24 protein-coding genes and 2 tRNA genes are annotated in these 24593 nt (G+C 68.1%); 13 read left to right on the top strand and 13 right to left on the bottom strand.

The genetic code is table 11. From position 1 onward, the window contains the following. The 3 genes from mutY to nudC are packed head-to-tail and all read left to right on the top strand — an operon-like array spanning position 1 to position 3189. Positions 1 to 1062, top strand: a complete 1062-nt coding sequence (gene mutY, locus NX02_RS23150; protein ID WP_025294541.1) for an A/G-specific adenine glycosylase — start codon at positions 1 to 3, stop codon at positions 1060 to 1062. After that, complete coding sequence (locus NX02_RS23145) at positions 1043 to 2320, top strand: serine hydrolase domain-containing protein (protein WP_025294540.1); 1278 nt, start codon at positions 1043 to 1045, stop codon at positions 2318 to 2320. Before mutY ends, NX02_RS23145 begins: the two co-directional genes overlap by 20 nt. Then, positions 2317 to 3189 (top strand): NAD(+) diphosphatase, encoded by an 873-nt coding sequence (gene nudC / locus NX02_RS23140; RefSeq protein WP_025294539.1) that lies wholly within the window; start codon positions 2317 to 2319, stop codon positions 3187 to 3189. The genes NX02_RS23145 and nudC overlap by 4 nt, the downstream gene beginning before the upstream one ends. Positions 3190 to 3207: 18 nt before the next feature. Here the strand turns inward: nudC and NX02_RS23135 are convergent, their stop codons facing one another. Continuing rightward, complete coding sequence (locus tag NX02_RS23135; protein WP_025294538.1) at positions 3208 to 4086, bottom strand: LysR substrate-binding domain-containing protein; 879 nt, start codon at positions 4084 to 4086, stop codon at positions 3208 to 3210. Between the two features lie 530 nt (positions 4087 to 4616). Here NX02_RS23135 and NX02_RS23130 point away from each other — a divergent pair. After that, complete coding sequence (locus tag NX02_RS23130) at positions 4617 to 6914, top strand: CDC48 family AAA ATPase (protein ID WP_025294537.1); 2298 nt, start codon at positions 4617 to 4619, stop codon at positions 6912 to 6914. Positions 6915 to 6961: 47 nt separating this feature from the next. On the opposite strand, the gene NX02_RS23125 is transcribed toward NX02_RS23130, so the two are convergent. Then, on the bottom strand, positions 6962 to 7288 hold the full coding sequence (locus NX02_RS23125; protein WP_039996798.1) for an antibiotic biosynthesis monooxygenase family protein: 327 nt from the start codon (positions 7286 to 7288) through the stop codon (positions 6962 to 6964). A 127-nt stretch (positions 7289 to 7415) separates the two neighbouring features. Here NX02_RS23125 and NX02_RS23120 point away from each other — a divergent pair, with 127 nt between their 5' ends. Further along, positions 7416 to 8045 carry a class I SAM-dependent methyltransferase gene (locus NX02_RS23120; RefSeq protein ID WP_025294535.1) on the top strand — a complete coding sequence of 210 codons (630 nt, stop codon included), beginning with the start codon at positions 7416 to 7418 and terminating at the stop codon, positions 8043 to 8045. A gap of 44 nt (positions 8046 to 8089) precedes the next feature. Here the strand turns inward: NX02_RS23120 and NX02_RS23115 are convergent, their stop codons facing one another. The 4 genes from NX02_RS23115 to tkt all read right to left on the bottom strand — a co-directional run bounded on the left by NX02_RS23115 (position 8090) and on the right by tkt (position 12887). Continuing rightward, positions 8090 to 9262, bottom strand: a complete 1173-nt coding sequence (locus tag NX02_RS23115; RefSeq protein WP_039997999.1) for a phosphoglycerate kinase — start codon at positions 9260 to 9262, stop codon at positions 8090 to 8092. Between the two features lie 23 nt (positions 9263 to 9285). Then, on the bottom strand, positions 9286 to 9771 hold the full coding sequence (locus tag NX02_RS23110; RefSeq protein ID WP_025294533.1) for an MOSC domain-containing protein: 486 nt from the start codon (positions 9769 to 9771) through the stop codon (positions 9286 to 9288). Between the two features lie 110 nt (positions 9772 to 9881). Beyond that, positions 9882 to 10892, bottom strand: a complete 1011-nt coding sequence (gene gap, locus NX02_RS23105) for a type I glyceraldehyde-3-phosphate dehydrogenase (protein ID WP_025294532.1) — start codon at positions 10890 to 10892, stop codon at positions 9882 to 9884. Between the two features lie 12 nt (positions 10893 to 10904). Beyond that, positions 10905 to 12887: a transketolase gene (gene tkt, locus NX02_RS23100; protein WP_025294531.1), complete on the bottom strand. Its 1983-nt coding sequence runs from the start codon at positions 12885 to 12887 to the stop codon at positions 10905 to 10907. A gap of 146 nt (positions 12888 to 13033) precedes the next feature. Here tkt and NX02_RS23095 point away from each other — a divergent pair, with 146 nt between their 5' ends. The 5 genes from NX02_RS23095 to NX02_RS23075 all read left to right on the top strand — a co-directional run bounded on the left by NX02_RS23095 (position 13034) and on the right by NX02_RS23075 (position 15405). Next, the gene (locus NX02_RS23095; RefSeq protein WP_025294530.1) at positions 13034 to 13270 is read left to right on the top strand and encodes a hypothetical protein; all 237 of its coding nucleotides are present in this window, start codon (positions 13034 to 13036) and stop codon (positions 13268 to 13270) included. Beyond that, positions 13263 to 13589: a cell division protein ZapA gene (locus NX02_RS23090; protein WP_025294529.1), complete on the top strand. Its 327-nt coding sequence runs from the start codon at positions 13263 to 13265 to the stop codon at positions 13587 to 13589. The genes NX02_RS23095 and NX02_RS23090 overlap by 8 nt, the downstream gene beginning before the upstream one ends. Before the next feature lie 198 nt (positions 13590 to 13787). Continuing rightward, positions 13788 to 14393, top strand: coding sequence for a 5-formyltetrahydrofolate cyclo-ligase (locus NX02_RS23085; RefSeq protein ID WP_025294528.1), 606 nt, complete (start codon positions 13788 to 13790; stop codon positions 14391 to 14393). Beyond that, positions 14390 to 14596 carry a DUF2842 domain-containing protein gene (locus NX02_RS23080; RefSeq protein ID WP_025294527.1) on the top strand — a complete coding sequence of 69 codons (207 nt, stop codon included), beginning with the start codon at positions 14390 to 14392 and terminating at the stop codon, positions 14594 to 14596. The genes NX02_RS23085 and NX02_RS23080 overlap by 4 nt, the downstream gene beginning before the upstream one ends. A gap of 194 nt (positions 14597 to 14790) precedes the next feature. Further along, positions 14791 to 15405, top strand: a complete 615-nt coding sequence (locus tag NX02_RS23075) for a DUF4142 domain-containing protein (RefSeq protein ID WP_158014157.1) — start codon at positions 14791 to 14793, stop codon at positions 15403 to 15405. Positions 15406 to 15586: 181 nt separating this feature from the next. On the opposite strand, the gene NX02_RS23070 is transcribed toward NX02_RS23075, so the two are convergent. The 3 genes from NX02_RS23070 to NX02_RS23060 form a co-directional block, all read right to left on the bottom strand. Further along, positions 15587 to 15663 (bottom strand) — tRNA-Asp (locus NX02_RS23070). A gap of 245 nt (positions 15664 to 15908) precedes the next feature. Next, positions 15909 to 15985: transfer RNA gene (locus tag NX02_RS23065), tRNA-Asp, on the bottom strand. Between the two features lie 70 nt (positions 15986 to 16055). Further along, the gene (locus tag NX02_RS23060) at positions 16056 to 17207 is read right to left on the bottom strand and encodes an AI-2E family transporter (RefSeq protein ID WP_047100174.1); all 1152 of its coding nucleotides are present in this window, start codon (positions 17205 to 17207) and stop codon (positions 16056 to 16058) included. A 402-nt stretch (positions 17208 to 17609) separates the two neighbouring features. On the opposite strand from NX02_RS23060, the gene NX02_RS23055 reads away from it, so the two are divergent. Then, a complete protein-coding gene (locus NX02_RS23055; protein WP_025294525.1) occupies positions 17610 to 18077 on the top strand; it encodes a hypothetical protein in 468 nt (155 codons plus the stop codon). 55 nt (positions 18078 to 18132) lie between these two features. Here NX02_RS23055 and NX02_RS23050 read toward each other — a convergent pair whose 3' ends face one another. Further along, a complete protein-coding gene (locus NX02_RS23050) occupies positions 18133 to 18975 on the bottom strand; it encodes a hypothetical protein (protein ID WP_158014156.1) in 843 nt (280 codons plus the stop codon). A gap of 43 nt (positions 18976 to 19018) precedes the next feature. Next, positions 19019 to 20830, bottom strand: coding sequence for a vWA domain-containing protein (locus NX02_RS23045; RefSeq protein WP_025294523.1), 1812 nt, complete (start codon positions 20828 to 20830; stop codon positions 19019 to 19021). A 269-nt stretch (positions 20831 to 21099) separates the two neighbouring features. On the opposite strand from NX02_RS23045, the gene NX02_RS33960 reads away from it, so the two are divergent. Then, positions 21100 to 21222: a hypothetical protein gene (locus NX02_RS33960; RefSeq protein WP_281178253.1), complete on the top strand. Its 123-nt coding sequence runs from the start codon at positions 21100 to 21102 to the stop codon at positions 21220 to 21222. 266 nt (positions 21223 to 21488) lie between these two features. Then, positions 21489 to 21776 (top strand): hypothetical protein, encoded by a 288-nt coding sequence (locus NX02_RS23040; RefSeq protein ID WP_025294522.1) that lies wholly within the window; start codon positions 21489 to 21491, stop codon positions 21774 to 21776. A 129-nt stretch (positions 21777 to 21905) separates the two neighbouring features. On the opposite strand, the gene NX02_RS23035 is transcribed toward NX02_RS23040, so the two are convergent. Both NX02_RS23035 and NX02_RS23030 read right to left on the bottom strand, forming a co-directional pair. Continuing rightward, positions 21906 to 23057, bottom strand: coding sequence for a DUF1501 domain-containing protein (locus NX02_RS23035; RefSeq protein ID WP_025294521.1), 1152 nt, complete (start codon positions 23055 to 23057; stop codon positions 21906 to 21908). 8 nt (positions 23058 to 23065) lie between these two features. After that, positions 23066 to 24544: a DUF1800 domain-containing protein gene (locus NX02_RS23030; protein ID WP_025294520.1), complete on the bottom strand. Its 1479-nt coding sequence runs from the start codon at positions 24542 to 24544 to the stop codon at positions 23066 to 23068. Positions 24545 to 24593 lie beyond the last annotated feature (49 nt).

Raw genomic sequence — 24593 nt, 5'->3', positions numbered from 1 at the left:
ATGTCCGTCGATATGAAGGATGCGGTCGCCCCGCTGCTGCTGGCCTGGTATGATGCCAATGCCCGCCGCCTGCCGTGGCGCAGCCCGCCCGGCACGCCGGCGCCCGAACCCTATCGCGTCTGGCTGTCGGAGATCATGCTTCAGCAGACGACGGTCGCCGCGGTGATTCCCTATTTCGAGCGGTTCACCGCGCGCTGGCCGACGGTGGCGGCACTTGCCGCTGCCGAGGATGCCGAACTGATGAGCGCCTGGGCGGGGCTCGGCTATTATGCCCGCGCGCGCAACCTGCTCGCCTGCGCACGGGCGGTAACGCTGCGCGGCGGCTTTCCCGACGACGAGGCGGGGCTGCTCGAACTGCCGGGCGTCGGCGCCTACACCGCGGCGGCGGTGGCGGCGATCGCCTTCGACCGGCCCGCGACCGTGGTGGACGGCAATGTCGAGCGCGTCGTGGCGCGGCTGTTCGCCGTCGCCGAGCCGATGCCTGCCGCCAAGCCCGCGCTGCGCCGGCTGGCGGCGACGCTCACGCCGGCGCGGCGCGCGGGGGACTTCGCGCAGGCGATGATGGATCTCGGCGCGACGATCTGTACGTCGCGTAGCCCGTCCTGTCTCGTCTGCCCGATCGCCGCCGGCTGCGCGGCGCGCGCCACCGGCGATCCGGCGCGCTTTCCGGTGAAGGCGGCGAAAAAGGCCAAGCCGCAACGGCATGGCACGATCTTCTGGATCGAGCGCGATGGCGCGGTGTTGGTCGTGCGGCGACCGGACAAGGGGCTGCTCGGCGGCATGCGCGCGCTGCCGACGGGGCCGTGGGCGGATCGGCCGCCGGGGCTCGACGGGGCGCCGGCGGCGCTCGACTGGCGGCTGCTGGCGCCGCGGGTCAGCCATGTCTTCACCCATTTCACGCTCGATCTCAGCATCGCCGCGGCTGTACTGGAAAGGGATTGCGCGACGCCGGCTGACGGAGAATGGTGGCCGCGGGACCGGCTGGAAGAGGCCGGGTTGCCCACTGTGTTCATCAAGGCGGCGCGCGCCGCGCGAGAGGATTATGACCCCAACCGACCTTAGGCTCGACCGGCGCCGCTTTCTGGGCGCCATCGCCGCGGCGGGCGCGTTCGCGGCGCTGCCCGCTCTGGCGCGGACCACCGGTGCCGACTGGGCGGCGTCGCGTGCCCTGCTCGACGGCCTCGTGCGCGACGGCAAGCTGCCGGGTGTCGCGTTCGCGATCGGCCGCGGCGGCGAGGCGCCGGCTCTGCATGGCGCCGGCACGATCGCGCGCGACAGCCGGACGGCGGTGGACGGCGATACGCTGTGGCGGATCTATTCGATGACCAAGCCGGTTACCGGCATGGCGGCGATGATGCTGGTCGAGGAGGGCAAGCTCGCGCTCGACCGGAACATCGCCGATTTCATCCCCGGCTTCGCCAATCCGCGCGTGCTGGTCGATCCGATGAGGGATCTGACGAGCCGGCCGGCGAAGGGGCCGATCACCGTCCGCAACCTGCTCACCCACACCGCGGGCCTCGGCTACACGATCATCACGCAGGGGCCGCTGCTGCAGGAATATCTGCGGCTGGGGCTGACTCCGGCGGCGCTTGGCCGGTTCAGGCTGCCGGGTGTGCCCGACGTGCCGACCGCGCCCAGCCTGGAAGTGTTCGCGGATCGGCTGGCGACCTTGCCGCTGATCGCCGATCCGGGTGCGAAGTGGAGCTATTCGGTCGGCCTCGACCTGCTCGGCCGGGTGATCGAAGTGGCCGGCGGCATGCCCTTCGACCAGTTCCTGCAGGAACGCATCTTCGATCCGCTCGACATGAAGAGCACCTGGTTCACCGTACCCGCCGCAGAACGCGGGCGGATGACCACCAATTATTTCTACCTTCAGGGCATGCCGATCCCGGTCGATCCGGGCGCGACCACGATCTTCGCGGACAAGCCGGCCTTCCCGTTCGGCGGCGCCGGGCTGGTGAGTTCGGCGCGCGATTATGACCGGTTCCTGGCGATGCTGCTGGGGCAGGGCACGCTCGGCAATGCCCGGCTGATGAAGCCGGAAACGGTGAAGCTCGCCACATCCAACCTGCTGCCGCCGGGTGCGGCCACCGCCGGATCGATGATCGACGGCAATGGCTTCGGTGCGGGCGGGCGGGTGACGTTGCGTGCGGAAAATGGCCGCGGCGCAGGCAGCTTCGGCTGGGGCGGCGCTGCGGCGACGATCGCGTTCATCGATCCCGGCGCAGGACTGCGCGCAGGCGGCTATGCCCAGTTCATGCCGGATACGACATTGCCCTTCACCACCGGCTTCGCGCGCAGCGTCTACGCCACCGCATGAGACCTGTTCCAGGCTTCACCGGCGCGATGCTCGATCGCGGTGACAATCTGCGCGCCGATCCGGCGGCGATCGCGGCTTTGGCTGCCGATCCCGCGGCGCGGTTGCTGCGCCTGGATGGCATCGACCCCGTGCTCGACGAGACCGGTCATCTCGTCTGGGGCGGCATGGCCGAGGCGGCCGACGGCGCCGATCTCATCCTGCTCGGCCTTGCGGACGGTCGCCCGCATTTCGCGCAGCACGTGCCCGGTGCACTCGATGCGGCGACGCGCTCCGCGTGGATCTTCAAGGCGATCGGGATGATGGCGCCAGGGGAGGCCGCGCTCTATGGCGGCGCGCGCAGCCTGATCGACTGGCATGAGCGGCATGGCTTCTGCGCACGCTGCGGCCAGCCGACGCTCGTTCAGCGCGCCGGCTGGGGGCGGCGCTGCCCGGCGTGCGAGGCCGAGCATTTCCCGCGCGTCGATCCGGTGGTGATCATGCTGGCCGAGCATGAGGATCGCGTGCTCGTCGGCCGCCAGCCCCGCTTCCCGCCGCGCCGCTATTCGGCGCTGGCCGGCTTCGTCGAACCCGGCGAGGCGCTGGAGGAGGCGGTGGCGCGCGAACTGTGGGAGGAAGCGGGCATCCGGGTGCGCGACGTGCGTTACGTCGCGAGCCAGCCCTGGCCTTTTCCCTCCTCGCTGATGGTCGCCTGCGTCGCCACCGCCGAGGATGATGCGCTGACCATCGACCATACCGAACTGGAGGACGCGATGTGGGTGCCGCGCGCGGGCGTCGCCGCGTCGATGGCGGGGGCGCCCGATGCGCCGTTCCTGCCACCGCCGGACTATGCGATCGCCAACACGCTGTTCAGGGCCTGGCTTGGGGCGTGAACGGCCGGGGCGTGGCCCTCAGGCGAACAGATCCACCAGCCAGTCGTGGAAGATCTGCACCGGTCGCGTCGCCAGCGCGCGCGGCCGGCAGGCGAACCAGTAGCTGTACGGGCTCTCGACCGAGAAATCGAACAGCCGCACCAGCCGCTCGTCATGCGCGTCGTTGTAATGGCTTTCGTGCATGAAGGCGACGCCGAGCCCCTGCGCGGCGGCTTCGAGCATGAGCTGCCCCGAATCATAATAGTCGACCGCCGCCGGCTCCAGCCGGCGCATGCCGATCGCGGCGCGCCAGCTGTCGAACGTGTCGGGCATGTCGCGGTGGAGCATCACCGTATGCTCTTCCAGTTGCTCGGGGCGAGTGATCGCCTTGGGGCCGGTGGTCAGCCGGTGCGAGGTGATCGCATAGACCATGTTGCGATCGAGCCGCTTGGCATAGAGCGCCGGATCGAGCTCGCGGGCCAATGTGATCGCCGCATCCAGCCCGTCGCCCAGCCGCGAGATGCTGTGCGCTGCCGTATCGACGTCGATGTGCAGGTTGGGAAAGCGCGTGCGCAGTTCGGCCAAATGCGGAAACAGCCGCTGCGAGGCGAACAGCGGCAGCACGCCCAATCGCAGGCGCAATATGTCCGGCCCGCTGGTCATCGATTCGATGGCGTCGGACAGCGCATCGATCGACGGCGCGATCTGCTGCAGCAGGCGTTCACCCTCGGCGTTCAGCTTGATCGACTGATGACGGCGCTCGAAAAGCGCCCGACCTAGAAAGCGCTCGAGCGTCTGCACCCGTCGCGTGAGCGCGGGAGACGACAGCGCAAGTTCTTCGGCTGCAGCCTTGACCGACCCCAGCCGGGCAACCTGCACGAACGCCTCGATGGCTGTGAGCGGCGGCAAACGACGCATGGCTGACCCCTGAATGGTGCGGCGCACCAACTACGCACCCTACCTAACGTACGGCGGAACACAGGAAAACATGTCAGTTACACGATTGCAACCCTTGCAGTCGTTACCATTTCGTTCGCACTTGCGAAGAAGGACGCTGCGCCGCACATAGGGGGCGCCTTTCAGGCATCCTCTCCTAAAACTTTCCAGGCCGGTGCGATTTCGCGCCGGCCTTTTTTTCGTGCGTTTTCGCGACCGCATCGCCGAACGCTCAGCTTCGAGGATTGTAAACCGTTACGTGCAGATCCTGCATTCAGCAGGATGCAGTGCGCAATTGCGAAATCCCATGCTGCGTTGCATATAAAAACTGCCTTTCAGGCATCCTCTCCTAAAACTTTCATAGGCCGGTCGTTCGCGATCGGCCTCTTTTTTGCGCTCCGCGTGCACGAATGCCGCGATTGGACGCTTCCGTGCGGCTTTGCCCTGCGGGGGCTCGCATCGCTCCGCTCCCATCCCTATGTTCCCGCCTCGGCAACTACAGGAACGATCAGATGGCGGACGGGGAGAAGATCTTACCCAAGCTGCAGGTGGCGAATGCCCGGCCCGAAGATAGCGGCCGCGGTTTTGCCCGTATCCCGCGCGCGCTCATGGCGACGCTCGGCATTACCGAGGGCGATGTCATCGAGATCGCCGGCAAGCGCGCGACGCCTGCGCGTGCTGTGCTGCCCTATCCCGAGGATGAGGGGCTTGAGATCATCCGCGTCGACGGCCTGCTGCGCATCAATGCTGGCGCCGGTTCGGGCGAGTATGTCACGGTGCGCAAGGCGGAATCGAAGCCGGCGCAGCGCGTCGTGTTCGCGCCCGCGCAGCAGAACCTGCGATTGCAGGGTTCGACCAACGCGCTGAAGCGCAGTTTTGCTGGCCGTCCGCTTGCGGCGGGCGATGTCGTCGCCACCGCCGGCCAACAGCAGGTGGACCGCGGCGACATGCCGCCCAACCTGCGCCAGATGCTGGCGGCGCCCGCTTACGCGTTGCAGGAGATCCGCCTTTCGGTGATCTCGGTGACACCCAAGGGCATCGTCCATATCGACGCGGAAACCGAGATCGAGTTGCGCGCCGAATATGAGGAGCCGCATGATCGCCAGCGCGCCGACGTCACCTATGACGATATCGGCGGCATGGGCGACACGATCGACCAGCTCCGCGAGATGGTCGAGCTGCCGCTGCGCTACCCCGAGCTGTTCCAGCGCCTGGGCGTCGATCCGCCCAAGGGTGTGCTGCTGCATGGCCCGCCCGGCACCGGCAAGACGCGCCTCGCGCGCGCGGTTGCGAACGAAAGCGACGCCGAGTTCTTCCTGATCAACGGCCCGGAGATCATGGGCTCGGCCTATGGCGAATCGGAAAAGCGGCTGCGCGACGTGTTCGAGCAGGCGACCAAGGCGGCGCCGTCGATCGTGTTCATCGACGAGATCGATTCGATCGCGCCGAAGCGCGGGCAGGTGCAGGGCGAGGCGGAGAAGCGCCTCGTCGCGCAGCTCCTGACCCTGATGGACGGGCTGGAGGCACGCGCCAATCTGGTCGTGATCGCCGCCACCAATCGTCCCGAGGCGATCGACGAGGCCTTGCGGCGTCCGGGCCGGTTCGATCGTGAGATCGTCGTCGGCGTCCCCGACGAGCGCGGCCGTCGCGAGATCCTGGGCATCCACACCCGCGGCATGCCGCTGGGCGATCGGGTCGATCTCGCCGAACTCTCGCGCCAGACCTATGGCTTCGTCGGGGCCGACCTTGCGGCGCTGACCCGCGAGGCGGCGATCGAGGCGGTTCGGCGGATCATGCCGCGGCTCAACCTCGAGGATCGCTCGATCCCGGCGGAAGTGCTCGAATCGCTGGCGGTGACGCGCGAGGATTTCCAGGCGGCGATCAAGCGCGTGCAGCCCTCGGCTATGCGCGAGGTTATGGTGCAGGCGCCGAATGTCGGGTGGGACGACATCGGCGGCCTCGACGATGCCCGCGAACGGCTGCGCGAGGGCGTCGAGCTGCCGCTGAAGGACCCGGACGCATTCCGTCGCCTCGGCATCCGGCCGGCCAAGGGTTTCCTGCTCTATGGCCCGCCCGGAACCGGGAAGACCCTGCTCGCCAAGGCGGTCGCCCGCGAGGCGGAGGCGAACTTCATCGCCACCAAGTCGAGCGACCTGCTCTCCAAATGGTATGGCGAGAGCGAGCAGCAGATCGCCCGGCTGTTCGCCCGCGCACGACAGGTTTCCCCGTGCGTGATCTTCATCGACGAGCTGGACTCGTTGGTGCCCGCGCGTGGCGGTGGTCTGGGCGAACCACAGGTGACCGAGCGCGTGGTCAACACCATCCTCGCCGAGATGGACGGGCTGGAGGAACTGCAGTCGGTCGTCGTGATCGGCGCGACCAACCGGCCCAATTTGATCGATCCGGCGCTGCTGCGTCCGGGCCGGTTCGACGAGCTTGTCTATGTGAGCGTCCCCGATGCGAGCGGCCGGCGGCGGATCCTTTCGATCCACACCGGCAAGATGCCGCTGGCCGAGGATGTCGATCTCGACGATCTGGCGGAGCGCACGGAGCGCTTCACCGGCGCCGACCTCGAGGATCTGGTGCGCCGCGCCGGCCTGTTTGCGCTGCGCGAATCACTGTCGGTGGAAAAGGTGACGGCGCGCCATTTCGAGAGCGCGCTGGAGGAAACCCGCGCATCGGTGACCGCCGAGATGGAGCGCGAATATGAGCAGATCCAGGCGAAGCTGAAGCAGGACGCGCTGTCGCTCCAGCCGATCGGCTTCATCTCGCCGGGCATGCTCACGCCACGCAACGCCGGGCAGGATTGATCCTCGGTTCCGGCCCCTCTCCCGCGCGGGAGAGGGGCCGTTTCGGCTCAGTCCCGCGTCCAGGCGTAGGCGCGGCTGACGTCTGCGACGACCACGCCATAATCCTCATACCAGAGCGCACGGCCGCGTTCGCGGATCGCTTCATGCTCGGCATGGTCGCGCCACGCGATGGCGGTTGCTTCGTTTTCCCAATAGCTGATGGTGATGCCGAGCCCGTCCGTGCCGCGTGCGGAAACGATGCCGGCATAGCCGGGCTGCTCGCGAGCGAGCTTCTCCATCGCTTCGGCGGCGGCGGCATAGCCCGCATCGTCGGCCGCGGTGCGGCGCGAGGTGAAGATGACGGCAATCGTGCCGGCGGGCGGTGTCAGGTGCATGGCGCCGCTTAGGCCTGCTCCGGCGACTGCGCCACTCCCTCCGTCGCAAGGCAACATTGGTTCGCTTGAATTGTTGTGACGTTTTTGCGACGTGAATCATTCGTTACTGTGACAATCAAGGACGCTCATGAGCTCATCGGCGAAGGCAGCGCGAAAGCGCATCAGGTTGGCGCGGCGCGCGGGGGGACGGCCGGGTCCGCTGACCATGTTCTTCAAGGGCTTCATGAAGCACCCGGTGATGGTCGGCTCGATCATCCCGTCGTCCCAGCGGCTGATCCGAAACATGCTGTCGCGGGTCGACTGGGCGAACACCGGCGTGTTCGTCGAATATGGCCCGGGCGTCGGCACCTTCTGCCGCCCGGTGCTCGAGCGCCTGGCGCCCGATGCGGTGCTGGTGGCGATCGATACCAATCCGGAATTCATCTCCTACCTGCGCGCCGAGATCGCCGATCCGCGCTTCAGGGCGGTGCACGGATCGGCGGCCGACGTGCAGCGGATCCTCAACGATCTCGGCTTCGATCATGCCGATTATGTGCTGTCGGGCCTGCCCTTTTCCACCTTGCCGCCGGGTGTGGGGCCGGACATCGCCCGCGCTACGCGCGCGGCGCTGCGCGTCGGCGGCGCCTTCCTCGTCTATCAGTTCTCGCCGAAGGTGCGCGATTTCATCGCGCCGTTCTTCCCGCGCATCGACCATGCGTTCGAGCCGGTGAACATCCCGCCCGCCCAGCTTTACTGGGCGTGGAAGGACGAAGACTGATCCGGGTCGCCGCGCCGTCCGATCGAGACGGCGCGGCGGCACGATCAGGCGCGTACCAGCGCCTTCACGCCGGGCAGTTCCTTGCCTTCCATCCATTCGAGGAAGGCGCCGCCGGCCGTCGATACGAAGCTGAACTTGTCGGCCACGCCCGCCTGGTTGAGCGCGGCCACCGTGTCGCCGCCGCCGGCGACCGAGACCAGCGAACCTTCGGTGGTGAGCGCCGCGGCGGTGCGGGCGAGGTTGACGGTCGCCGCGTCGAAGGGCGGCGTCTCGAACGCGCCGAGCGGGCCGTTCCACACCAGGGTGCGGCAGTTCTTGAGCACGTCGCCAAGCGCCTCGACCGCGGCCGGACCGACGTCGAGGATCATCTCGTCCTCGCGGACCTCATGAACGTTGACGGTGCGCGTCGCCGGGTTCGGCTTGAACTCGGTGGCCACGATCGCGTCATAGGGCAGGTGCACGGTGCAGCCTGCGGCGTCGGCGGCGTCCATGATCTCGTCGGCGGTGGCGGTCAGGTCATGCTCGCACAGCGACTTGCCGACGTTGACGCCGCGCGCGGCAAGGAAGGTGTTGGCCATGCCGCCGCCGATGATCAGATGATCGACCTTGGCGACGAGATGCTTGAGCACGTCGAGCTTGGTCGAAACCTTGGCCCCGCCGACGACCGCGGCCACCGGATGCTCGGGCTCGCCCAGCGCCTTTTCCAACGCGTCGAGTTCGGCTTCCATCGCGCGGCCGGCGAAAGCGGGGAGCCTGCCGGCGAGCCCCTCGGTGGAGGCGTGCGCGCGGTGCGCGGCGGAGAAGGCGTCGTTGACGTAGAAATCGCCGAGCTTCGCCATTGCTTCGACCAGCGCGGGATCATTCTTCTCCTCGCCGGCATGGAAGCGGGTGTTTTCGAGGACGGCGATGTCGCCCGGGTTGAGCGCGGCGACCGCTGACTCGGCGGTCTCGCCGACGCAATCGCCGATGAACATCACCGTGCGGCCGAGCACCGCGCTATAGGGCCTGGTGAGCGGCGCCAGCGACATTTCGGGGTTCGGCGCGCCCTTGGGGCGGCCGAAATGGGCGAGGATCAGCACGATCGCGCCCTTGTCGGCGAGCTCGCCGACGGTCGCGACGGTGGCGCGCAGGCGGGTATCGTCGGTGACGACGCCGTCCTTCATCGGCACGTTGAGATCCTCGCGGACCAGCACGCGCTTGCCGCGGATGTCGCCCATGTCGTCGAGTGTGCGGAACGCCTTCACGCCTTGCTCCCTGTCATTGCTTCGACGTGAACGCTCACGTCATCCCCCAGTGCGATGTCGCCATCGGCAATCACCGTCGCGATGATACCGCCCCGCCAGCCGGGGCGCAGTGCCCGTTGCAGGCCATCGACCAGCGCATCCATCCGCTTGCACGGATCGCATTCGCCATTGATGCGCAGCGCCAGCGCCGCGCCGACACGCATGACCTGTCCCGGTTCGGGCGGCCATTCCTTCAGCCCCTGAACGAGCAGGTTGACGCGCCGTTCCTGCCATTCGACCGGCAGGCCGACCTCCTCGACTGCGGCGAACCAGTCCTCGGCGCGCATCACCGTCACCTGCCGCCGGTTGCGGCCGGGCTTCAGCGCGCCGCGATAATCACCATGTACGCCCTCGGTGCAGGTCACGCCGACATGGTCGACGGTCTGAATCGGCCCGTGGGGCCTGTCATGCCGGGCGATGCCGATCAGCCGCGCGGACGTCATAAATTCCCCTCCCGCTCGCGGGCGTGGGCGGGGGAGGGCGTGTCCATCCGGACGAACCCTCCCGAACAGGCCCTCCCCGATCCCTCCTGCGCAGCAGGAGGGAAGGAAGATCAGAGCAGCGCGCCCATCGCGCCGGCGGTGTCGACCATGCGGTTCGAGAAGCCCCACTCATTGTCGTACCAGGAAACGACGCGGACGAGCTTGCCTTCGAGCACCGTGGTTTCGAGGCTGTCGATCGTCGAGGAGACCGGCTGATGGTTGAAGTCGATCGAGACCAAAGGCTCGTCGGTATAGGCGAGGATGCCGACCAGCGGGCCCGATTCCGACGCCGCCTTGAGGATCGCATTGACCTCGTCCTTGGTGGTGTCGCGCTTCGGGGTGAAGGTCAGGTCGACGAGGCTGACGTTCGGGGTCGGCACGCGCACCGCCGAACCGTCCAGCTTGCCCTTCAGTTCGGGCAGAACCTCGCCCACCGCGCGGGCGGCGCCCGTCGTGGTCGGGATGATCGACATCGCGGCGGCGCGGGCGCGGCGCGGATCGCTGTGGATCTGGTCGAGGATCTTCTGGTCGTTGGTGTAGGCGTGGATCGTCGTCATCAGGCCGCGCTCGATGCCGATGGCATCGTTCAGCACCTTGGCGGCGGGCGCGAGGCAGTTGGTGGTGCAGCTCGCGTTGGAGACGATGTTGTGCTCGGCGGTCAGCTTGTCGTTGTTGACGCCGAAGACGACGGTCAGGTCGACATTCTTGCCCGGCGCCGAGATCAGCACCTTTTTGGCGCCGGCGGCAATATGCTTTTCGGCCGACGCGCGGTCGGTGAAGAAGCCGGTGCACTCGAGCGCGATGTCGACGCCGTTTTCGGCATGCGGCAGGTTCGCCGGATCGCGCTCGGCCGAAACCTTCACGCGCTTGCCGTCGAGGATCAGGTCATTGCCGTCGACCTCGACGGTGCCCGGATAGGTGCCGTGAACGCTGTCGCGCTTGAACAGCAGGGCGTTCGCCTTGGCGTCCGCGAGGTCGTTGATCGCAACCAGTTCGAGGCCGCTTTCGGGACGCGCGAGGATCGCACGGGCGACCAGGCGGCCGATGCGTCCGAAACCGTTGATCGCGACTTTCACTGCCATGTTCCGTAGCTCCTACTTGCCCAGCGCCGAGAGGATTTGCGGCGCGATCGTTGCGGCCGTGAGGCCGAAATATTCGTACAGATCCTTCGCCGGCGCGGATGCGCCGAACCGGTCGATACCGAAGCGGAGGCCATCGAGGCCGACATAGCGTTCCCAGCCCATCGTCGTGCCGGCCTCGATCGAGACCTTGAGCATGTCGGCGGGAAGCAGGTTGCGCTTGTAGTCGGCCGGCTGTGCATCGAAATGGCGCCAGTTCGGCATGGAAACCACATCGGCACCCACCCCGGCTTCTTCAAGCGCCTTCGCAGCGGCAACCGCGATTTCCACTTCGGAACCGGTGGCGATCAGCACCACCTTGCGGTCACCCTCCGCGGCCTTCAGGCGATAGGCGCCCTTGGCCGACAAGTTCTCCGACGCTTCGAGGCGAAGCTGCGGCAGGTTCTGGCGGGTCAGCGCGATCACCGCGGGACCGTCACGCCGCTCCAGCGCGAGCGCCCAGCATTCCGCGGTCTCGATCACGTCGGCGGGGCGATAGACGTCGAGATTGGGGATGACGCGCAGGCTCATCATATGCTCGATCGGCTGGTGCGTCGGGCCATCCTCGCCGAGACCGATCGAATCATGCGTCAGCACATAGACGACCTGCGCGTTCTGCAGCGCCGAGAGGCGGATCGCGGCGCGGCAATAGTCGGCGAACACCAGGAAAGTGCCGCCATAAGGCACGATGCCGCCGTGCAGCGCCATGCCGTTCATCGCCAGCCCCATGCCGAACTCGCGAATGCCATAGTGCAGATAGCGGCCGCCATAATGTGCGGCGGTCAGCGGCGGAGTCGACTTGGTGCGCGTGTTGTTGGAGCCGGTGAGATCGGCCGAACCGCCCAGCGTCGCCGGGATCGCGGCGGTGATCGCCTCCAGCGCCATTTCGGATGCCTTGCGCGTCGCCACCGTCTTGGGCTCGGCGATCAGCGCATCGACATAGGGCTTCAGCCAGCCGGTTGCTTCGAATTCGCCCGCCATCCGCGCCACGAAATCGGCCCCCTTGGCGGCTGCACCCGCGCGCGCCTGCCAGTCGGCATTGGTCGCGGCGCCGCGGCGGCCGGCCTCGGCCCATGCGGCGGCGATGTCGGCGGGGATCACGAACGGCTCGGACGTCCAGCCGAGCGTTTCGCGCGCGGCGGCGACTTCGGCGGCGCCCAGCGCTGCGCCATGCGTCGCCGAGGTGCCCTGCTTGTTGGGTGCGCCCTTGCCGATGATCGTGCGGCAGGCGACCAGCGAGGGCCGGTCGTCGGCGATCGCTTCGTCCAGTGCCGCCTTGATGCTGGCCTCGTCATGGCCATCGCAGCGCACGGTGTGCCAGCCCGACGCATCGTAGCGGGCGACGACATCCTCGCTCGACGACAGGTCGACCGCGCCGTCGATGGTGATGCGGTTATCGTCCCATAGCACGATCAGGCGGCCGAGCTTGAGATGCCCGGCAAGGCCGACCGCCTCATGGTTGACGCCTTCCATCAGGCAGCCGTCGCCCGCGATCACCCAGGTGCGGTGATCGACGAGGTCGTCGCCATAATTCGCGTTGAGGTGACGCTCGGCGATCGCCATGCCGACCGCGGTGGCGAGGCCGGAGCCCAGCGGCCCGGTGGTCGCCTCGATGCCGGCGAGTTCGAAATTCTCGGGGTGGCCGGCGCACGGGCTGTGCAGCCTGCGGAAGCGGCTGATGTCCTCGATCGTCGGCCGCGCATAGCCGGTCAGGTGCAGCAGCGCATAGATCAGCATCGAGCCATGGCCGGCGGAGAGCACGAAGCGGTCGCGATCGGCCCAGCGCGGATCGGCGGGATCGAACTTCAGATAATCGCAGAACAATGTCGTCGCGACATCGGCCATGCCCATCGGCATGCCGGGGTGGCCGCTGTTGGCGGCTTCGACGCCGTCCATGGCCAGCGCACGGATCGCATTCGCCATCTGCAGGCGCGAAACGGAGTCGGTCGTCGCGGTCATGATGCTCCCCTGGTGCAGCGCGGGCCGGAGGCCCCGGGCCGCCGCGAGTCGTGTCTTTCGGCAGCGCTCCTTTGTCGTGGCGAAGGCGAAGCGTCAACCGGTGGGGCCGCTTGCTCCCTCCCGTGGCTGTGCTAGGGGCGGCAGGAATGGCGGACGACCGGATCAGCGTCGCGATCGCAAGGATCGAAAGGGCAGTCGAGGGTATCGAGCGCTGGACAGCCACGCCACGCCCCGAAGCGCCGGCGGGTGTCGATCCGATGGCGCATGCCGCGCTCGAGCAGCGGCATGCGGCCTTGCGCAGCGAGGCGGAAGTGGCGCTTGGCGCAATCGATGCGCTGCTTGCCGCAGCAGCGGCGCCGGCCGGCGAAGACGATCATGGCTGAGGTCGCGATCGAGATTGCCGGCCGCACCCACAAGGTGATGTGCCGCGATGGCGAGGAGGCACATCTTCGCAGGATGGCGCTGATCGTCGACGGCAAGGCGCGCGAGGCCGGTCGCGGCCTCGGCACCGTCAACGAAACGCGGCAATTGCTGTTCGCAGCGCTGCTGCTGGCGGACGAACTGGCCGATCTGCGCGATACCGCGGCGGCCGCCGGATCGGGTGGCGGATCGGACGTAGCGCTCGCCGAGACGCTGGAGCGACTCGCCGGCCGGCTCGAAACTCTGCGTGCGGGGCTTGAGGGCGTCGCGCCGACATCCTAGATAGGTGGCGGCGGGTACTGCCCGGTGCGAGCCTTCGATAATCCCTGAGGCTATTCATCATCCATGGGGGCTGTCCCTGAGCGGATCCTGGTCTGACTTATATGGTCCCCACCTGACGTTCTCGGCGTCAGTGGATATCCCGGCAAACGGCCATGGTGGTCCCGCCAACTTTTTTCCCTCCATCGCCGGGATTGTCCGATGAACGCGGGTGACGAAGCGGTGACGGACAAACGCGCGTTGCGCGCCGCGCTGCGTGAGCGCCGCGCCGCGCATCTCGCGGCGCTGCCGCCTGCGATCCGCGCGCTCACCTTTGGCATCGCGCCGGGGCCGTTGGCCGCGCTGATGCGCCGCGCGCGGACCGTGGCTGCCTATGTGCCGCTGGGCGACGAAGCCGATCCCCTGCGTCTGCTCGCGCAGGCGACGGCGATGGGCTGCAATACGGCGCTGCCGCACATCGTCTCGCGCGCCGATCCGGTGCGGTTCATCGCCTGGCGGCCTGGATCGCTGCTGGTCGTCGGCCCGCTGGGGCTGCGGCAGCCCGATGCCGCGGGCCGCGAGGTGGCGCCGGACCTGATCCTGACGCCGCTGGTCGGTTTCGACCGAGCGCTCAACCGGCTGGGGCAGGGCGCCGGCCATTATGACCGCGCCTTCGCCGCGAACCCCCGGGCGCTGCGCATCGGCGTCGCCTGGGCCGCGCAAGAGGCTGACTCGCTTCCGCGGGAGACGTGGGACATGCCGCTGGACGCGGTGCTGACCGAGCGTGAGTGGATCGCGGGGCCGCGCGCCGAAGGGGCGGGGGCATGACGCCAAGTTGGCGCAAGCCGTTCGGCATGTTCCTGATTCTCGCGCTTATCCTGCTTGTGATGGTGATCGTCGGATCCTTCTCGGCCACGATCGGGCGGTTGCCGGTGCTGGTGCAACTGCTGATCTATGTGGTCGCTGGGATCGTCTGGATCGCGCCGCTCAAGCCGCTGCTGCGCTGGATGGAAACCGGCCGCTGGCGCTGATCCCTGCCGGCCGCATCGCACCGGGTGGCGGCAAAGGAAAGCATCCTCGATGACGCACCGGCGCGACGCGCTGCGCCATTCGTGCGGCCGGTGCGTTGATGGCAGGGCGCCTTCGGGCCGGCGGGGGTTGGCAGCGCGGCGTTGTCGCCGCATGGGAAGGGCGCGTCCGGACGAAACATAGAGGGAGCAACGGGATGGCGGGGTTGCGGATCGCGCGGCGGATGGCCGCGCTGGGGACGATGGCGGGCCTGGGCGCCGCTCTGGCGTCGCTCGCGTCCTGCGGTGACCCGCAGCGCCGGGATGCGACGCGCAACCTGCTCGTCGAGGAACCGGCCGCGGAGCCCGAACCGGCGCCGCGCCCCACGCGGGCGCCGACCGTGGTCGATGCACAGGATTTCATCGACCGCGCCGCGACGATCGACGCCTTCATCATCGCGACGTCCGAACTGGCTGCGCGCCGGCCGGCGGCGGTGGACGTCCGTGCCTTCGCTCGTTCGATGATCGACGAGCATCAGCGAGCGCTTGCCGGGCTGCGCGCCGCCACCGGGCGGCTGACGCCACCGCTCACGCTCGATGCGACGCTGCCGATCGACATGCGCGCGCGCCTGGATGCGCTGCGCGATACCGACGACGACGCCTTTGCCGGCGCCTATCTGCGCGCTCAGGTCTCGGCGCATGAGACTGCGATGGTGACGCTGCAAAGCTATGCGGTATCGGGCAACATCGCTGCGCTGAAGGAATTGGCGCGGGATCGCATCCCCGAGATCAACCGGCACCTGGTGCAGGCACGCGAGTTGGAGACCCGTTGAGGGACCTTGCGATATGCCGCGCGGCAGCGTCCAGCTGACGCGCGTCGACAGACGCCCTGCCTCAGCATGAGACGTGGGCGCGCACGCGACGTGCCATAACGTGGTCGTATGGAAGGCCGTCCGGTCGGCTTTTCGTCGGGCGCGGGCGAAAGTGCCATCTTCAACATTGCAGCGTTGAAAATGGCGCGAGTGACGGGGCTCGAACCCGCGACCTCCGGCGTGACAGGCCGGCGCTCTAACCAACTGAGCTACACCCGCTTGGGGTCCTGCGGCGGGATTCGCCGCCGCGCCGCGCGCTCTTGGCAGCATGTGCGCGGCGGTTCAATCGGAAATGCGGCACATGTCGATTTGGGCGGCGAGGGAATGCCGCAACCCGTTCGGCGTTAGCGCATGGCGCTGCGAATGAGGGCGAGGACGCCGTCTGCCGGGATCGAATGGGGCCACGTCCAACGGCATGATCGGGAAGCGGAAGGCGCCACCTTCAACCTTGGGAAGTTGAAGAGTGGCGCGAGTGACGGGGCTCGAACCCGCGACCTCCGGCGTGACAGGCCGGCGCTCTAACCAACTGAGCTACACCCGCTTGGTGCGTTGGAGGCGTGGCCACTAGGGGAGGCTCGCCGGACTGTCAAGCGCGTCTTGCGGCGCGTTTTTCAAACAAGGTCTTCGGCGCCCGCCTCGTCGTCGCGCCGGCCGGTCAAGGTGCCGCTTTCGAACAGGAATCCGGCGATGTCCGGCTTGCCGGCGGCCGAAGCGACGGTCTGGATGATGATCAGCAGCGGCACCGCGAGCAGTGCGCCTGGCGCGCCCCACACCCAGCCCCAGAAGCTGATCGAGACGAGAATCGACAGCGGATTGATCGTCAGCCGCCGCCCCACGATCAGCGGGGTGATCGCATTCGCCTCCACCAGGTGCAGGCCGATGAAGATGATCGCGGGCATCAGCGCCAACCAGATGTCCGAAAAGGTCATCAGCCCGCCCACCGCCAGCAGGAAGGCGGCGAGGATCGGCCCCAGATAGGGGATATAGTTGAGGATCATCACGATGCCGCCCCACATCAGCGGGGAAGGCATGTCGATCAGCCACAGCCCCGCCGAGACGAGCAGGCCGAGGCTGAAATTGATCGTCGTGATCGTGCCGAGATAGGCGGAGGTCGCGTCGACCACGTTCTGGATGACCCGCGCCGTCGCCATCGCGCCGCCGAAGCTGCCCCGGCTGGTGATCGTGCGCGCGCGCAGCCGCGTCCAGCCCGAGAGGAAGAAGAAGATCACCAGCAGGCCGAAGAACATCTGGATGATTGCGGTCGGCGCCGAGGTGGCGGCGAGTTCCAGGATCGAACTCGGCGGCTCCACTGCGGCCGTGCGCGCCGAGCCGACGCGGCCGCTTTCCAGCGTGCGCAGCGCGCGGTCGAGATAGTCCTGCAGGTTCGAATAGAGCTCGATCAGCGGCGCGACATTGGCCTGGATTCGGCCGATTCGGTCCGGGAAAAGCTGGAACCATTCGGTTGCGGGCACCACGATCGCCGCCAGTGCGATGTTGGCGATGAACAGGAAGGCGAGCACGCACAGCATCGCGGCGAGGCCGGATGGCACGCGTCGACGCTCGAACCATTCGAGCGCGGGCACGAAGGCGATCGCGACCACCAGCGCCGCCGTGACCGGCAGGAAGAATTCGGCGCCCGCTTTCAGCGCGAAGGGCAGGCCGACGATCAGCCCGACGCCGGCGATCAGCGTCAGCGCGGCGAGCAGCCGGTCACGCCGCAACGCGGCGCGGCGCAGCCCCACCTGCTCGACGGGGGTGAGCATGCCCTCATGGTGATCCTCGCCATGATGGTCCTCGTCGCTCAGCACGGACGGCTACCCTTTCGATCGAAACGATAAATTGGCATGGCGACATTAACTGTCTGTTCGCTTCTTGCGTGCACGATGATCCCGCCGGTTCGATGCCTGTCAGGCGCTATGCACCATTTCGCGTGCGCGCGGCAGATGCAGATCGAACGGGTGGCGATCGATCCCGCTGTGTGGGGATGGGGTCGGTCGCGGACTTCTGGGGGGAGCGGCCGCTGGCTTCGGGGGGAGCCGGCGGCCGCTTATCCAGGTGCGATGAATATGCTTCATCGCACCTGGATAAGCCCGCGCGGCGCCCGAGCGAACCCGCTCCCGATCGGTCGCAGACCGGGCGGGACGGGACCACAGGACGGAGGGGCTATGAAGAAGGCAATCGCGGCGCTGGTGCCGCTGACGCTGATCGGTGCCGCGCCCCGTGGCGCGGCGGATGGCGAGGTGGCGTTGAGCAGCGCCATGTTCGTCGAGCGCGCCGTCGCCGATGCCCATGGCGCGACGCGCATCGTGCTGGAAACGCCGGAGACGGTGACGCGCGGCGACCGGCTGGTGTTCGTGCTCTCCTATCGCACCGTCGGCGATCGGGCGCGGTCCGCCTTCACCATCACCAACCCGCTGCCGCGGCCGCTCCGCTTCGAGGACAGCAGCGATCCCGGCGCGATCGTCTCGGTCGATGGCGGCCGAAGCTGGGGCGCGCTTGCAACGCTGACGCGGCGCGACCTGTCGGGCCGCCTGCGCGCCGCCCGGCCGGAGGATGTGACGCACCTGCGCTGGCGCCGTGTGCTGCCCGCGGGCGAGGCGGGCAGCGTCACCTTTCGCAGCGTAGTGCGCTGACCCAGCCACCGGCGATATCGGACGGTATCGGCCCGTCCTCGCAGATCCCGCCGCTTTATCCCCCGGCCTTCGGCAGCGCGTCGCACGCCGCCTGATCGATCGGGTCGAGCGCAGCGCGCTGCCGTTCGCACAGATATTTCGCCTGGCCTGGCGGGAGCATGGCGACCGGTTCCAAGGCGGTGTTGCGTTGCGCGACCGTCGCCATGAGCTTAGCCGCCCGGCCTTTCCACCCGCGGCTGTTCTTCATATCCTTCTCGTTCGCACCGGATATTTCCGGCGCGTCGGCGATCGCCCGCAGCCGCTGCGCGGCCGCATCGAAACGGCCCGACTCGCGCTCGGCATTGGCCGCGCGGTAGGACAGCGCCAGCCAGATCGGCGTGCCGGGCCGGGCACGGGCACGTTGCGCATCGGCCTCTGCGATGAAGCTGTCGCGATAGCGCGTGTGGCGCGGCGACCAGCGAGCGTCGGCCGGCGCCGCTTGGTCCGATGCTTCCCAAACCGCCGAGAGCAACAGCCAGGCCGCCTCGTCGGAAGCGGGCACCAGCGCCTTCTCGATCCACCAGGCGCGATAATAGGCTGTCTCACCCGCGAGCGCCTTGAAGTCGGCACTCGCGAGCAATGCCGGCAAGCGGAATTTCTCGTCGTCGGTGAACGGGCGATACATGACGAGGCCGTTTCCAGGACACACGGGGAGCGCGAGCGGGAAGAACCAGCTGCCATAGGGACGCCCGTCGGGGCGTTCGCCGAAGGTGGAATAGGATGCGGTCGTCTCGAACGCGAAGCTCTCACTGCCGATCGCGCAGGTCATTTGCTGCGATACCGGAATGCCCGCATGCGCGGGAGGGGCAGGCCCCACCAGCCCAGTCGCCAGCGCCGCCGCGCCCATCCACCGTATCATATGCCTTCGTCCCCCATCGCGACCGCAATGGCTGGGCCGCCCTTCACTCGGTTTCCAGCCGCGCCATCACCAGCCGCAGCCTGCCCTGCGCATCGTCGCCGTTGAGGTAGAGCCGGTCGCGGTCGGCGCGGTAGGACATGACGAGCTTCGATTCGGGCAGGTGGATCTTCCGCTCATTGATCTCATAGCTCTCATAATCCTCCGCCTCTTCGCCCCGCCGCGGATTGGCGCGAACGACGGTGAATTCCTCATCGTCCGAAAAGCTGACCTGGTCGCCGCGGCGAAGATCCTCGAACCCCACAGCGCTGATGATCCGCCAGTCGCCGATCACGCCCAGATGGCTCAGGGATTTGGGCCGTTCGCCGGCATAACCCGCATAGAAGGCTGTTTGTTCGAGAAGCTTGCCGACCAATGTGCGTTCGCCCTCGAGGCCGGATAGGCCGCTGGCCGCCAGTCTTTTGTCGAGCCCCGCCAGCAGTGCATAAGCGGCCTTGGGATCGTTGTTCGAATGATAGGCCGCCGCTGCCCCCTGCATCGAGAGATACTCGTCGACGAGCAGCTGCGCGGATCGCAGCGCCGTGCTCGGCGTGCCGGCGGGCGCCGCAACCGTCACCGAATCGCGCCCCGCCTTGCCGTCCGCGGCGCCGACATAGCTGAGATCGACGCGCATCAGCGGCTCGCCGGCAGCAAGCGCGATGGCGGGAAGATGGTCGCGCGCGCTTTCCTTGCCCAGCGATACGAAGATCCCGCCGCCATTGGTGCTGAGAAAGGCGGTGGGCACGGTGATCGCGATCGCGCCGTCCTTGCCCTCCTGCATCAGTCCGTCGGGCACGCCGAATACGCCGGTGATGCTGTAGCCGGCGGTCGGGACCATCGTCAGCACCACGTCATGCGCCAATTCGCTCACCATCGTATCGAGCTGACGGACGAACACGCTCTTTACCTCGTCGGCATTGCCGATGAAGAACAGGTTGCCGCCGCGCACGCTCGAAATGGTGGTGGCGAGTTCGGCATCGAATTGCAGCCCGACGCCGATCGTCGTCAGGCCGATGCCGCGCCGTGAGGCATCCAGCGCCATTCCCATGAAGCTGCCCGCATCGGTGCTACCGACATTGGGCTGCTCATCGGTGAACAGCATCACGCGGGTATTGCCCTCGAACCGGGCGGCGTCGGCGAAAGCGGTCTCGTAACCGATCTTGAGCCCTTCCTCCATGTTGGTCGAGCCTTCGCTCTTGATCCCGTCGATCGCCGCGAGCACGGCCGCCCGGTCCCGGCCGGCGTCGGTGGGCTTGAGCCAGACATGGCTCTCATCGCCATAGAGGACGATCGCGATGCGATCGCCCGTGCGCATCTGGCCGGCGATCTGGCGGAGGCTCTTGCGGACCAGGTCGAGCGGCTGACCATCCATCGATCCTGACTTGTCGACCACCGCGACGAGGTTGAGCGGCGCGCGCCGCCATGTGTCGGCATCGATATTGGATCCGAAGCCAAGCCCGACGAACAGCCGGTCGTCCGGCCGCCCGGGCAGCGCGGCCGGCATCGCTTCGGTCGCCAGGCAGAAAAGCTGCGCGCAAGGCGTCGCGGTCGCGATCGTCAAATCATGCTCGCCCATCAACCCTTCGACGGTCAGCGAATCGGGTTGGGGAATGCCCGATTCGAGCGCGACCTTGCGGAAATGGCGGATGTCCTGCGCGCCGCCCTGCCGCACGCGCATGCCGGTAACGATGACATTGTCCAAACCCTCCTGTTCCTCCTCCTGCGGCGGCTGGTCCTGCGCCAGCAGCGCGGGCGCGGGCAGAACGAGTGCAAGCGAGAGCAGCAGACGCGGCAGGGGCAGGCGACGCGACAGAGGCATGGGGCTCTCCCGATCTGGATTATGCCCTGAAGGATGCGCCCGGCGCCTGTGGCCGGCAAGCGGGATCGATACCGCTTCGGCGTGGAATTTCCTCCGGATCGGACCTGTTGCCGTGCTGCACTGCCCATCGTGAATCTCGCCCGATTCAACATTCTGCATGCCAGCTTAGCCGTTTTGCGCTTGCAATCTTCGCTGCATCGCAGCATGCCTTATAGCGAAAAGAAGCCGGAGAGGGCCTGAACACGGGTCTCTGGTTGGAGGAAACGTCAATGCGCATGTCTTATGTCGTCGCTGCCGGTGCGGCCGCCGTCGTTCTTGCCGCCACCGTTCCCAGCAAGCCCGAAGCCGCGCCGGCGAAGCGCGGGGAGCCGGTTTCCGCACGGAATAGCTGATCCGACTCGCCCCGGCGGCCGCAGTGCCGCCAGTGGGCGGTCCAGAATTCATCGAAGAGCCCTCGGCGCGTCGCCGGGGGCTTTTCTGCATCTGCGCACACCCGCTTTACGCGGTGCAGAGATTCGCGGCCAGTGATTGCATTTCATGCACTCCATTGGTTGCAATTTGCGCTTGAGAGCAAAGCTGCACCGCAGCAAAAGCGGGTCAACACAAACCAGAAAATCATTCGAGAGTCCTGATCGGCATTCCATAGGGAGTTTGATCCATGAGAATGTCGTACGTCATCGTTTCCGCCGCTGCCGCCGCTCTGCTCGCCACCGTCGCTTCGGCGGAGCCCGCCGCTCCGTCCAAGTCGTTCGAGCGCGACGGTATGACCTATGTCTACACCGTCTCGACCAAGGGCGAGCGCACCATGATCAATGGCCGCCGCTATCCCGACGGCAAGCGCTTCTCGCTGACCGTCAACAACGGCCGCGTTTCGGGCGTTTCGGGCGGCATGCCGGTTTCGTTCCGCGTCGCCGACGCGAGCAGCGAGGAAATCGCTTCGCGCTAAGCCGCACTCGTCTGGCCGCTTTACGGCTGGGCGCATCGTACGGCCCGCCAGCACGTGCTTCGGCACAGGCTGGCGGGCCGTTCGCGTTTCGGCATCCGATCCGTCCGCCAGCGGGCGCGAAGCGTGGGCTTACGCCCGAGCGAGCCCCTCGGTCGCGCTCGCAGGCGATCCCGGGAACAGCCCGGCGACGACGCGCTTCGGCTCAAGCCCGAAATGGCCCGCCACCGCGCCGGCGATCACGCCGTGCAGCGATTCGGTCGGCTTGAGATCGCGCCCTTCATAGAGCGCCGCCGGCTTGAGCCCCGGCCAGTCGGCGATGACCCGGCCGCCCTTCACGGCGCCGCCCAGCAGCATCGCGACCGACGCCGTGCCATGATCGGTGCCGCCGGTGCCGTTGATCGCGACGGTGCGGCCGAACTCGGTCGCCACCAGCACCGTCGTCCGACGCCAGGCGGGGCCGAGCCCGGTGCGCAGCGCGGCGATCATGCCATCGAGTCCCTTGAGTTGCCCCTCGAGGCGCGAACGCTGCGAGACATGCGTGTCCCAGCCGCCCGTCTCGATCATCGCGATTCGCGGCCCCGATTCGGCGCCGAGCAGCTTGCCGGCAAGCGCGCCCAGCGCGATCGCGTTGCGCCCGGCGTCGGCACCAAGGTCGCCCGCCAGCGCACGCGTCGATTGTGCACGCGCCCAGACCTCGTCCAGTTCGGCATCGCCCTGATACATCCGGCCGACACGCGCCAGCAGGTCGTCGGTCACGCGCGGTTGCGGCCCTGCCGCATAGGTCTCCACCGGCCGCGGGCCGCGCAGCGCCATCGGCACCGCCGGGGCGATCGCCAGGGCGCGCGATTCGTCGACGGGCAGCAGCGCGAGCATGCGGTTCAGCCAGCCGTCCTTGAGCACATAGGGCGATTCTCCGCCGGTCTCGAGCACGTTCTGGCCATCGAAATGCGATCGATCGCGATAGGGCGAGGCGACGGCATGGACGAACAGCGCCTCGTTTGCCTGGTAAAGCTTGCCCATCTCGACCAGCGACGGGTGCAACGTGAACATCGGATCGAGCCGGGCGCCGCCCGTCGAATCGACGTTGCGGCCCCCGCGCGCCGCGGCGAAATCGGGATCGCCCGTGGGCGCGACGATCGAGAGGCCGTCGGCGGCGCCCCGCATGATGATGAAGATGAAGCGCTGGTCGGTCGCCGCGGCGGCAACGCTGAAGCCGGGCAGCAGGGCGTAGCCGAGCCCGCCCGCGGCTCCCGCGGCGATCAGCGCGCGACGGGTGATCATGCTCATGCTTATCTCCTCAGGAATTCGGGCGAGACCAGCATCAGGGCAAACGCCTGTGCGGGGCCTTCGGCGCGCGCGATCGCTTCGCTGGTGGCGGGGCGGATCGGCCCCGGCATCAGCCGCGGCGCCAATGTCCGCGCGTCGACCGCGGGCGGCGTGCGCGCCGCCAGCCGTTCCGCCACGGCGACGCGCCGCGAGAGCGCGTCGGGCCCGAGCCAGCTCGCGTCGATATCGTCATAGCCCGCCGGCGATCCCGGCCGCCACACAGGCTGGCCGAGCTGGGTGAGCAGCCCCACGGTCGCCTGCCCGGCGGCCTCGCGCGTGCCCGCCGCGCGCAACGCGGAGACATACCAGTCCCACGGGGTCTTGAAGCGGACGGGGGCGGGCGCCCACGCCTCGGGCGCCTCCACCAGCGCGCGATAGACGGTCGGCAGATCGCCCCCGCTGGTGAGGAAGGCGCGTTCGAGGCGTCCGACCAGCGCGGGCGATGGATCGTCCCCGGCGAAATGCCGGGCGAGCTTGGTGGCGATGTGGCGCGCGGTTGCCGGATGCACGGCAAGGTCGGCGAGCACCGCATCGGCCTGCGCCGCCCCCTCCTGCGCATAGGCCTTGCCCATGATGCGCCGCGGGCCGGGTTCGTGAATCTCGGGTACGAACAGGGTTTCGCCCGCCGGACGGCTGTCGAGCCCCAACCGGTCGATGCCCGGCACGCGCGTGAGCCGCGGCACCGTACGGCCGGTCAGCGCGCGGGCGAATTCGGTGACGTCGGCCTGATCATAGCTGGTGCGGACGCCCAGCGTGTGCAGTTCCAGAATCTCGCGCGCCAGATTCTCGTTGAGCCCCGCGTTGCGCTTGCCCCGCGCGCCGATGCGGGCACCGATCGCGCTCTCGGGCCCGATCGATTGCGCCTGATCGAGATAGAGCAGCATCGCGGGGTGGCTCTCGACCGCGATCAGCATGTCGCCGAACCGGCCCAGCACGTGCGGGCGGATCGCTTCGAATTCGAGCAGCCCGCCGAGCCCGATCACCGCGAACTTGTCGACCGAGATCGCGAAATGGTTCGCCCAGAAATGGACGAGCCGCTCGACGAAGGGTGCCTCGGCGCCCAGCGCCTGATCGGTGCGTGCCGCCACCATCGCGAGGTGATCGGCGCGCATGTCGAGCCGCGCATCGCCCGCCGCCGCGTTGGCGCCGGCGGGCGGCATCGCGGCGGGTTTCGCCCGGGGCGCCACGCCGGGTTTGGCGGCATCGCCCGCCGCTGCCCGCTGCGCCTTGCGCGCCGCTTCGTTCATCTCGCGCCGGTCGGCGAGGAAATCCGCCAACCGGCCCGCCACCTCGGCGCGCGGCGGCACCGCGGCGATGGCGGGCGGGCGCGGACGATAGCGATCGAACTGGTCGAGCAGAAAGGCACGCGGATCGGCAGGCGCGGCGTCCGAGGGGCGTGCGCCCAGCCCGAACCGGTTCAATGCGATCGCAACATCGGTCATCCGTCACTCCGCCTCGTCGCATGCGCAGCTACGGGTGCGCGCATGGGAT

This window comes from Sphingomonas sanxanigenens DSM 19645 = NX02 (assembly GCF_000512205.2).
In the GTDB taxonomy this organism is placed as follows: domain Bacteria; phylum Pseudomonadota; class Alphaproteobacteria; order Sphingomonadales; family Sphingomonadaceae; genus Sphingomonas_D; species Sphingomonas_D sanxanigenens.
Note: the sequence above shows the minus strand (reverse complement) of the source record. Positions and strands in the feature narration are given on the sequence as shown.

What these genes read in the sequence shown, in the direction of transcription:
- mutY (WP_025294541.1), top strand. Translation starts at nt 1, where the DNA reads ATGTCCGTCGATATGAAGGATGCGGTCGCCCCGCTGCTGCTGGCCTGG.
- NX02_RS23145 (WP_025294540.1), top strand. Translation starts at nt 1,043, where the DNA reads ATGACCCCAACCGACCTTAGGCTCGACCGGCGCCGCTTTCTGGGCGCC.
- nudC (WP_025294539.1), top strand. Translation starts at nt 2,317, where the DNA reads ATGAGACCTGTTCCAGGCTTCACCGGCGCGATGCTCGATCGCGGTGAC.
- NX02_RS23135 (WP_025294538.1), bottom strand. Translation starts at nt 4,086, where the DNA reads ATGCGTCGTTTGCCGCCGCTCACAGCCATCGAGGCGTTCGTGCAGGTT.
- NX02_RS23130 (WP_025294537.1), top strand. Translation starts at nt 4,617, where the DNA reads ATGGCGGACGGGGAGAAGATCTTACCCAAGCTGCAGGTGGCGAATGCC.
- NX02_RS23125 (WP_039996798.1), bottom strand. Translation starts at nt 7,288, where the DNA reads ATGCACCTGACACCGCCCGCCGGCACGATTGCCGTCATCTTCACCTCG.
- NX02_RS23120 (WP_025294535.1), top strand. Translation starts at nt 7,416, where the DNA reads ATGAGCTCATCGGCGAAGGCAGCGCGAAAGCGCATCAGGTTGGCGCGG.
- NX02_RS23115 (WP_039997999.1), bottom strand. Translation starts at nt 9,262, where the DNA reads ATGGGCGACATCCGCGGCAAGCGCGTGCTGGTCCGCGAGGATCTCAAC.
- NX02_RS23110 (WP_025294533.1), bottom strand. Translation starts at nt 9,771, where the DNA reads ATGACGTCCGCGCGGCTGATCGGCATCGCCCGGCATGACAGGCCCCAC.
- gap (WP_025294532.1), bottom strand. Translation starts at nt 10,892, where the DNA reads ATGGCAGTGAAAGTCGCGATCAACGGTTTCGGACGCATCGGCCGCCTG.
- tkt (WP_025294531.1), bottom strand. Translation starts at nt 12,887, where the DNA reads ATGACCGCGACGACCGACTCCGTTTCGCGCCTGCAGATGGCGAATGCG.
- NX02_RS23095 (WP_025294530.1), top strand. Translation starts at nt 13,034, where the DNA reads ATGGCGGACGACCGGATCAGCGTCGCGATCGCAAGGATCGAAAGGGCA.
- NX02_RS23090 (WP_025294529.1), top strand. Translation starts at nt 13,263, where the DNA reads ATGGCTGAGGTCGCGATCGAGATTGCCGGCCGCACCCACAAGGTGATG.
- NX02_RS23085 (WP_025294528.1), top strand. Translation starts at nt 13,788, where the DNA reads ATGAACGCGGGTGACGAAGCGGTGACGGACAAACGCGCGTTGCGCGCC.
- NX02_RS23080 (WP_025294527.1), top strand. Translation starts at nt 14,390, where the DNA reads ATGACGCCAAGTTGGCGCAAGCCGTTCGGCATGTTCCTGATTCTCGCG.
- NX02_RS23075 (WP_158014157.1), top strand. Translation starts at nt 14,791, where the DNA reads ATGGCGGGGTTGCGGATCGCGCGGCGGATGGCCGCGCTGGGGACGATG.
- NX02_RS23060 (WP_047100174.1), bottom strand. Translation starts at nt 17,207, where the DNA reads ATGCTCACCCCCGTCGAGCAGGTGGGGCTGCGCCGCGCCGCGTTGCGG.
- NX02_RS23055 (WP_025294525.1), top strand. Translation starts at nt 17,610, where the DNA reads ATGAAGAAGGCAATCGCGGCGCTGGTGCCGCTGACGCTGATCGGTGCC.
- NX02_RS23050 (WP_158014156.1), bottom strand. Translation starts at nt 18,975, where the DNA reads ATGATACGGTGGATGGGCGCGGCGGCGCTGGCGACTGGGCTGGTGGGG.
- NX02_RS23045 (WP_025294523.1), bottom strand. Translation starts at nt 20,830, where the DNA reads ATGCCTCTGTCGCGTCGCCTGCCCCTGCCGCGTCTGCTGCTCTCGCTT.
- NX02_RS33960 (WP_281178253.1), top strand. Translation starts at nt 21,100, where the DNA reads ATGCGCATGTCTTATGTCGTCGCTGCCGGTGCGGCCGCCGTCGTTCTT.
- NX02_RS23040 (WP_025294522.1), top strand. Translation starts at nt 21,489, where the DNA reads ATGAGAATGTCGTACGTCATCGTTTCCGCCGCTGCCGCCGCTCTGCTC.
- NX02_RS23035 (WP_025294521.1), bottom strand. Translation starts at nt 23,057, where the DNA reads ATGATCACCCGTCGCGCGCTGATCGCCGCGGGAGCCGCGGGCGGGCTC.
- NX02_RS23030 (WP_025294520.1), bottom strand. Translation starts at nt 24,544, where the DNA reads ATGACCGATGTTGCGATCGCATTGAACCGGTTCGGGCTGGGCGCACGC.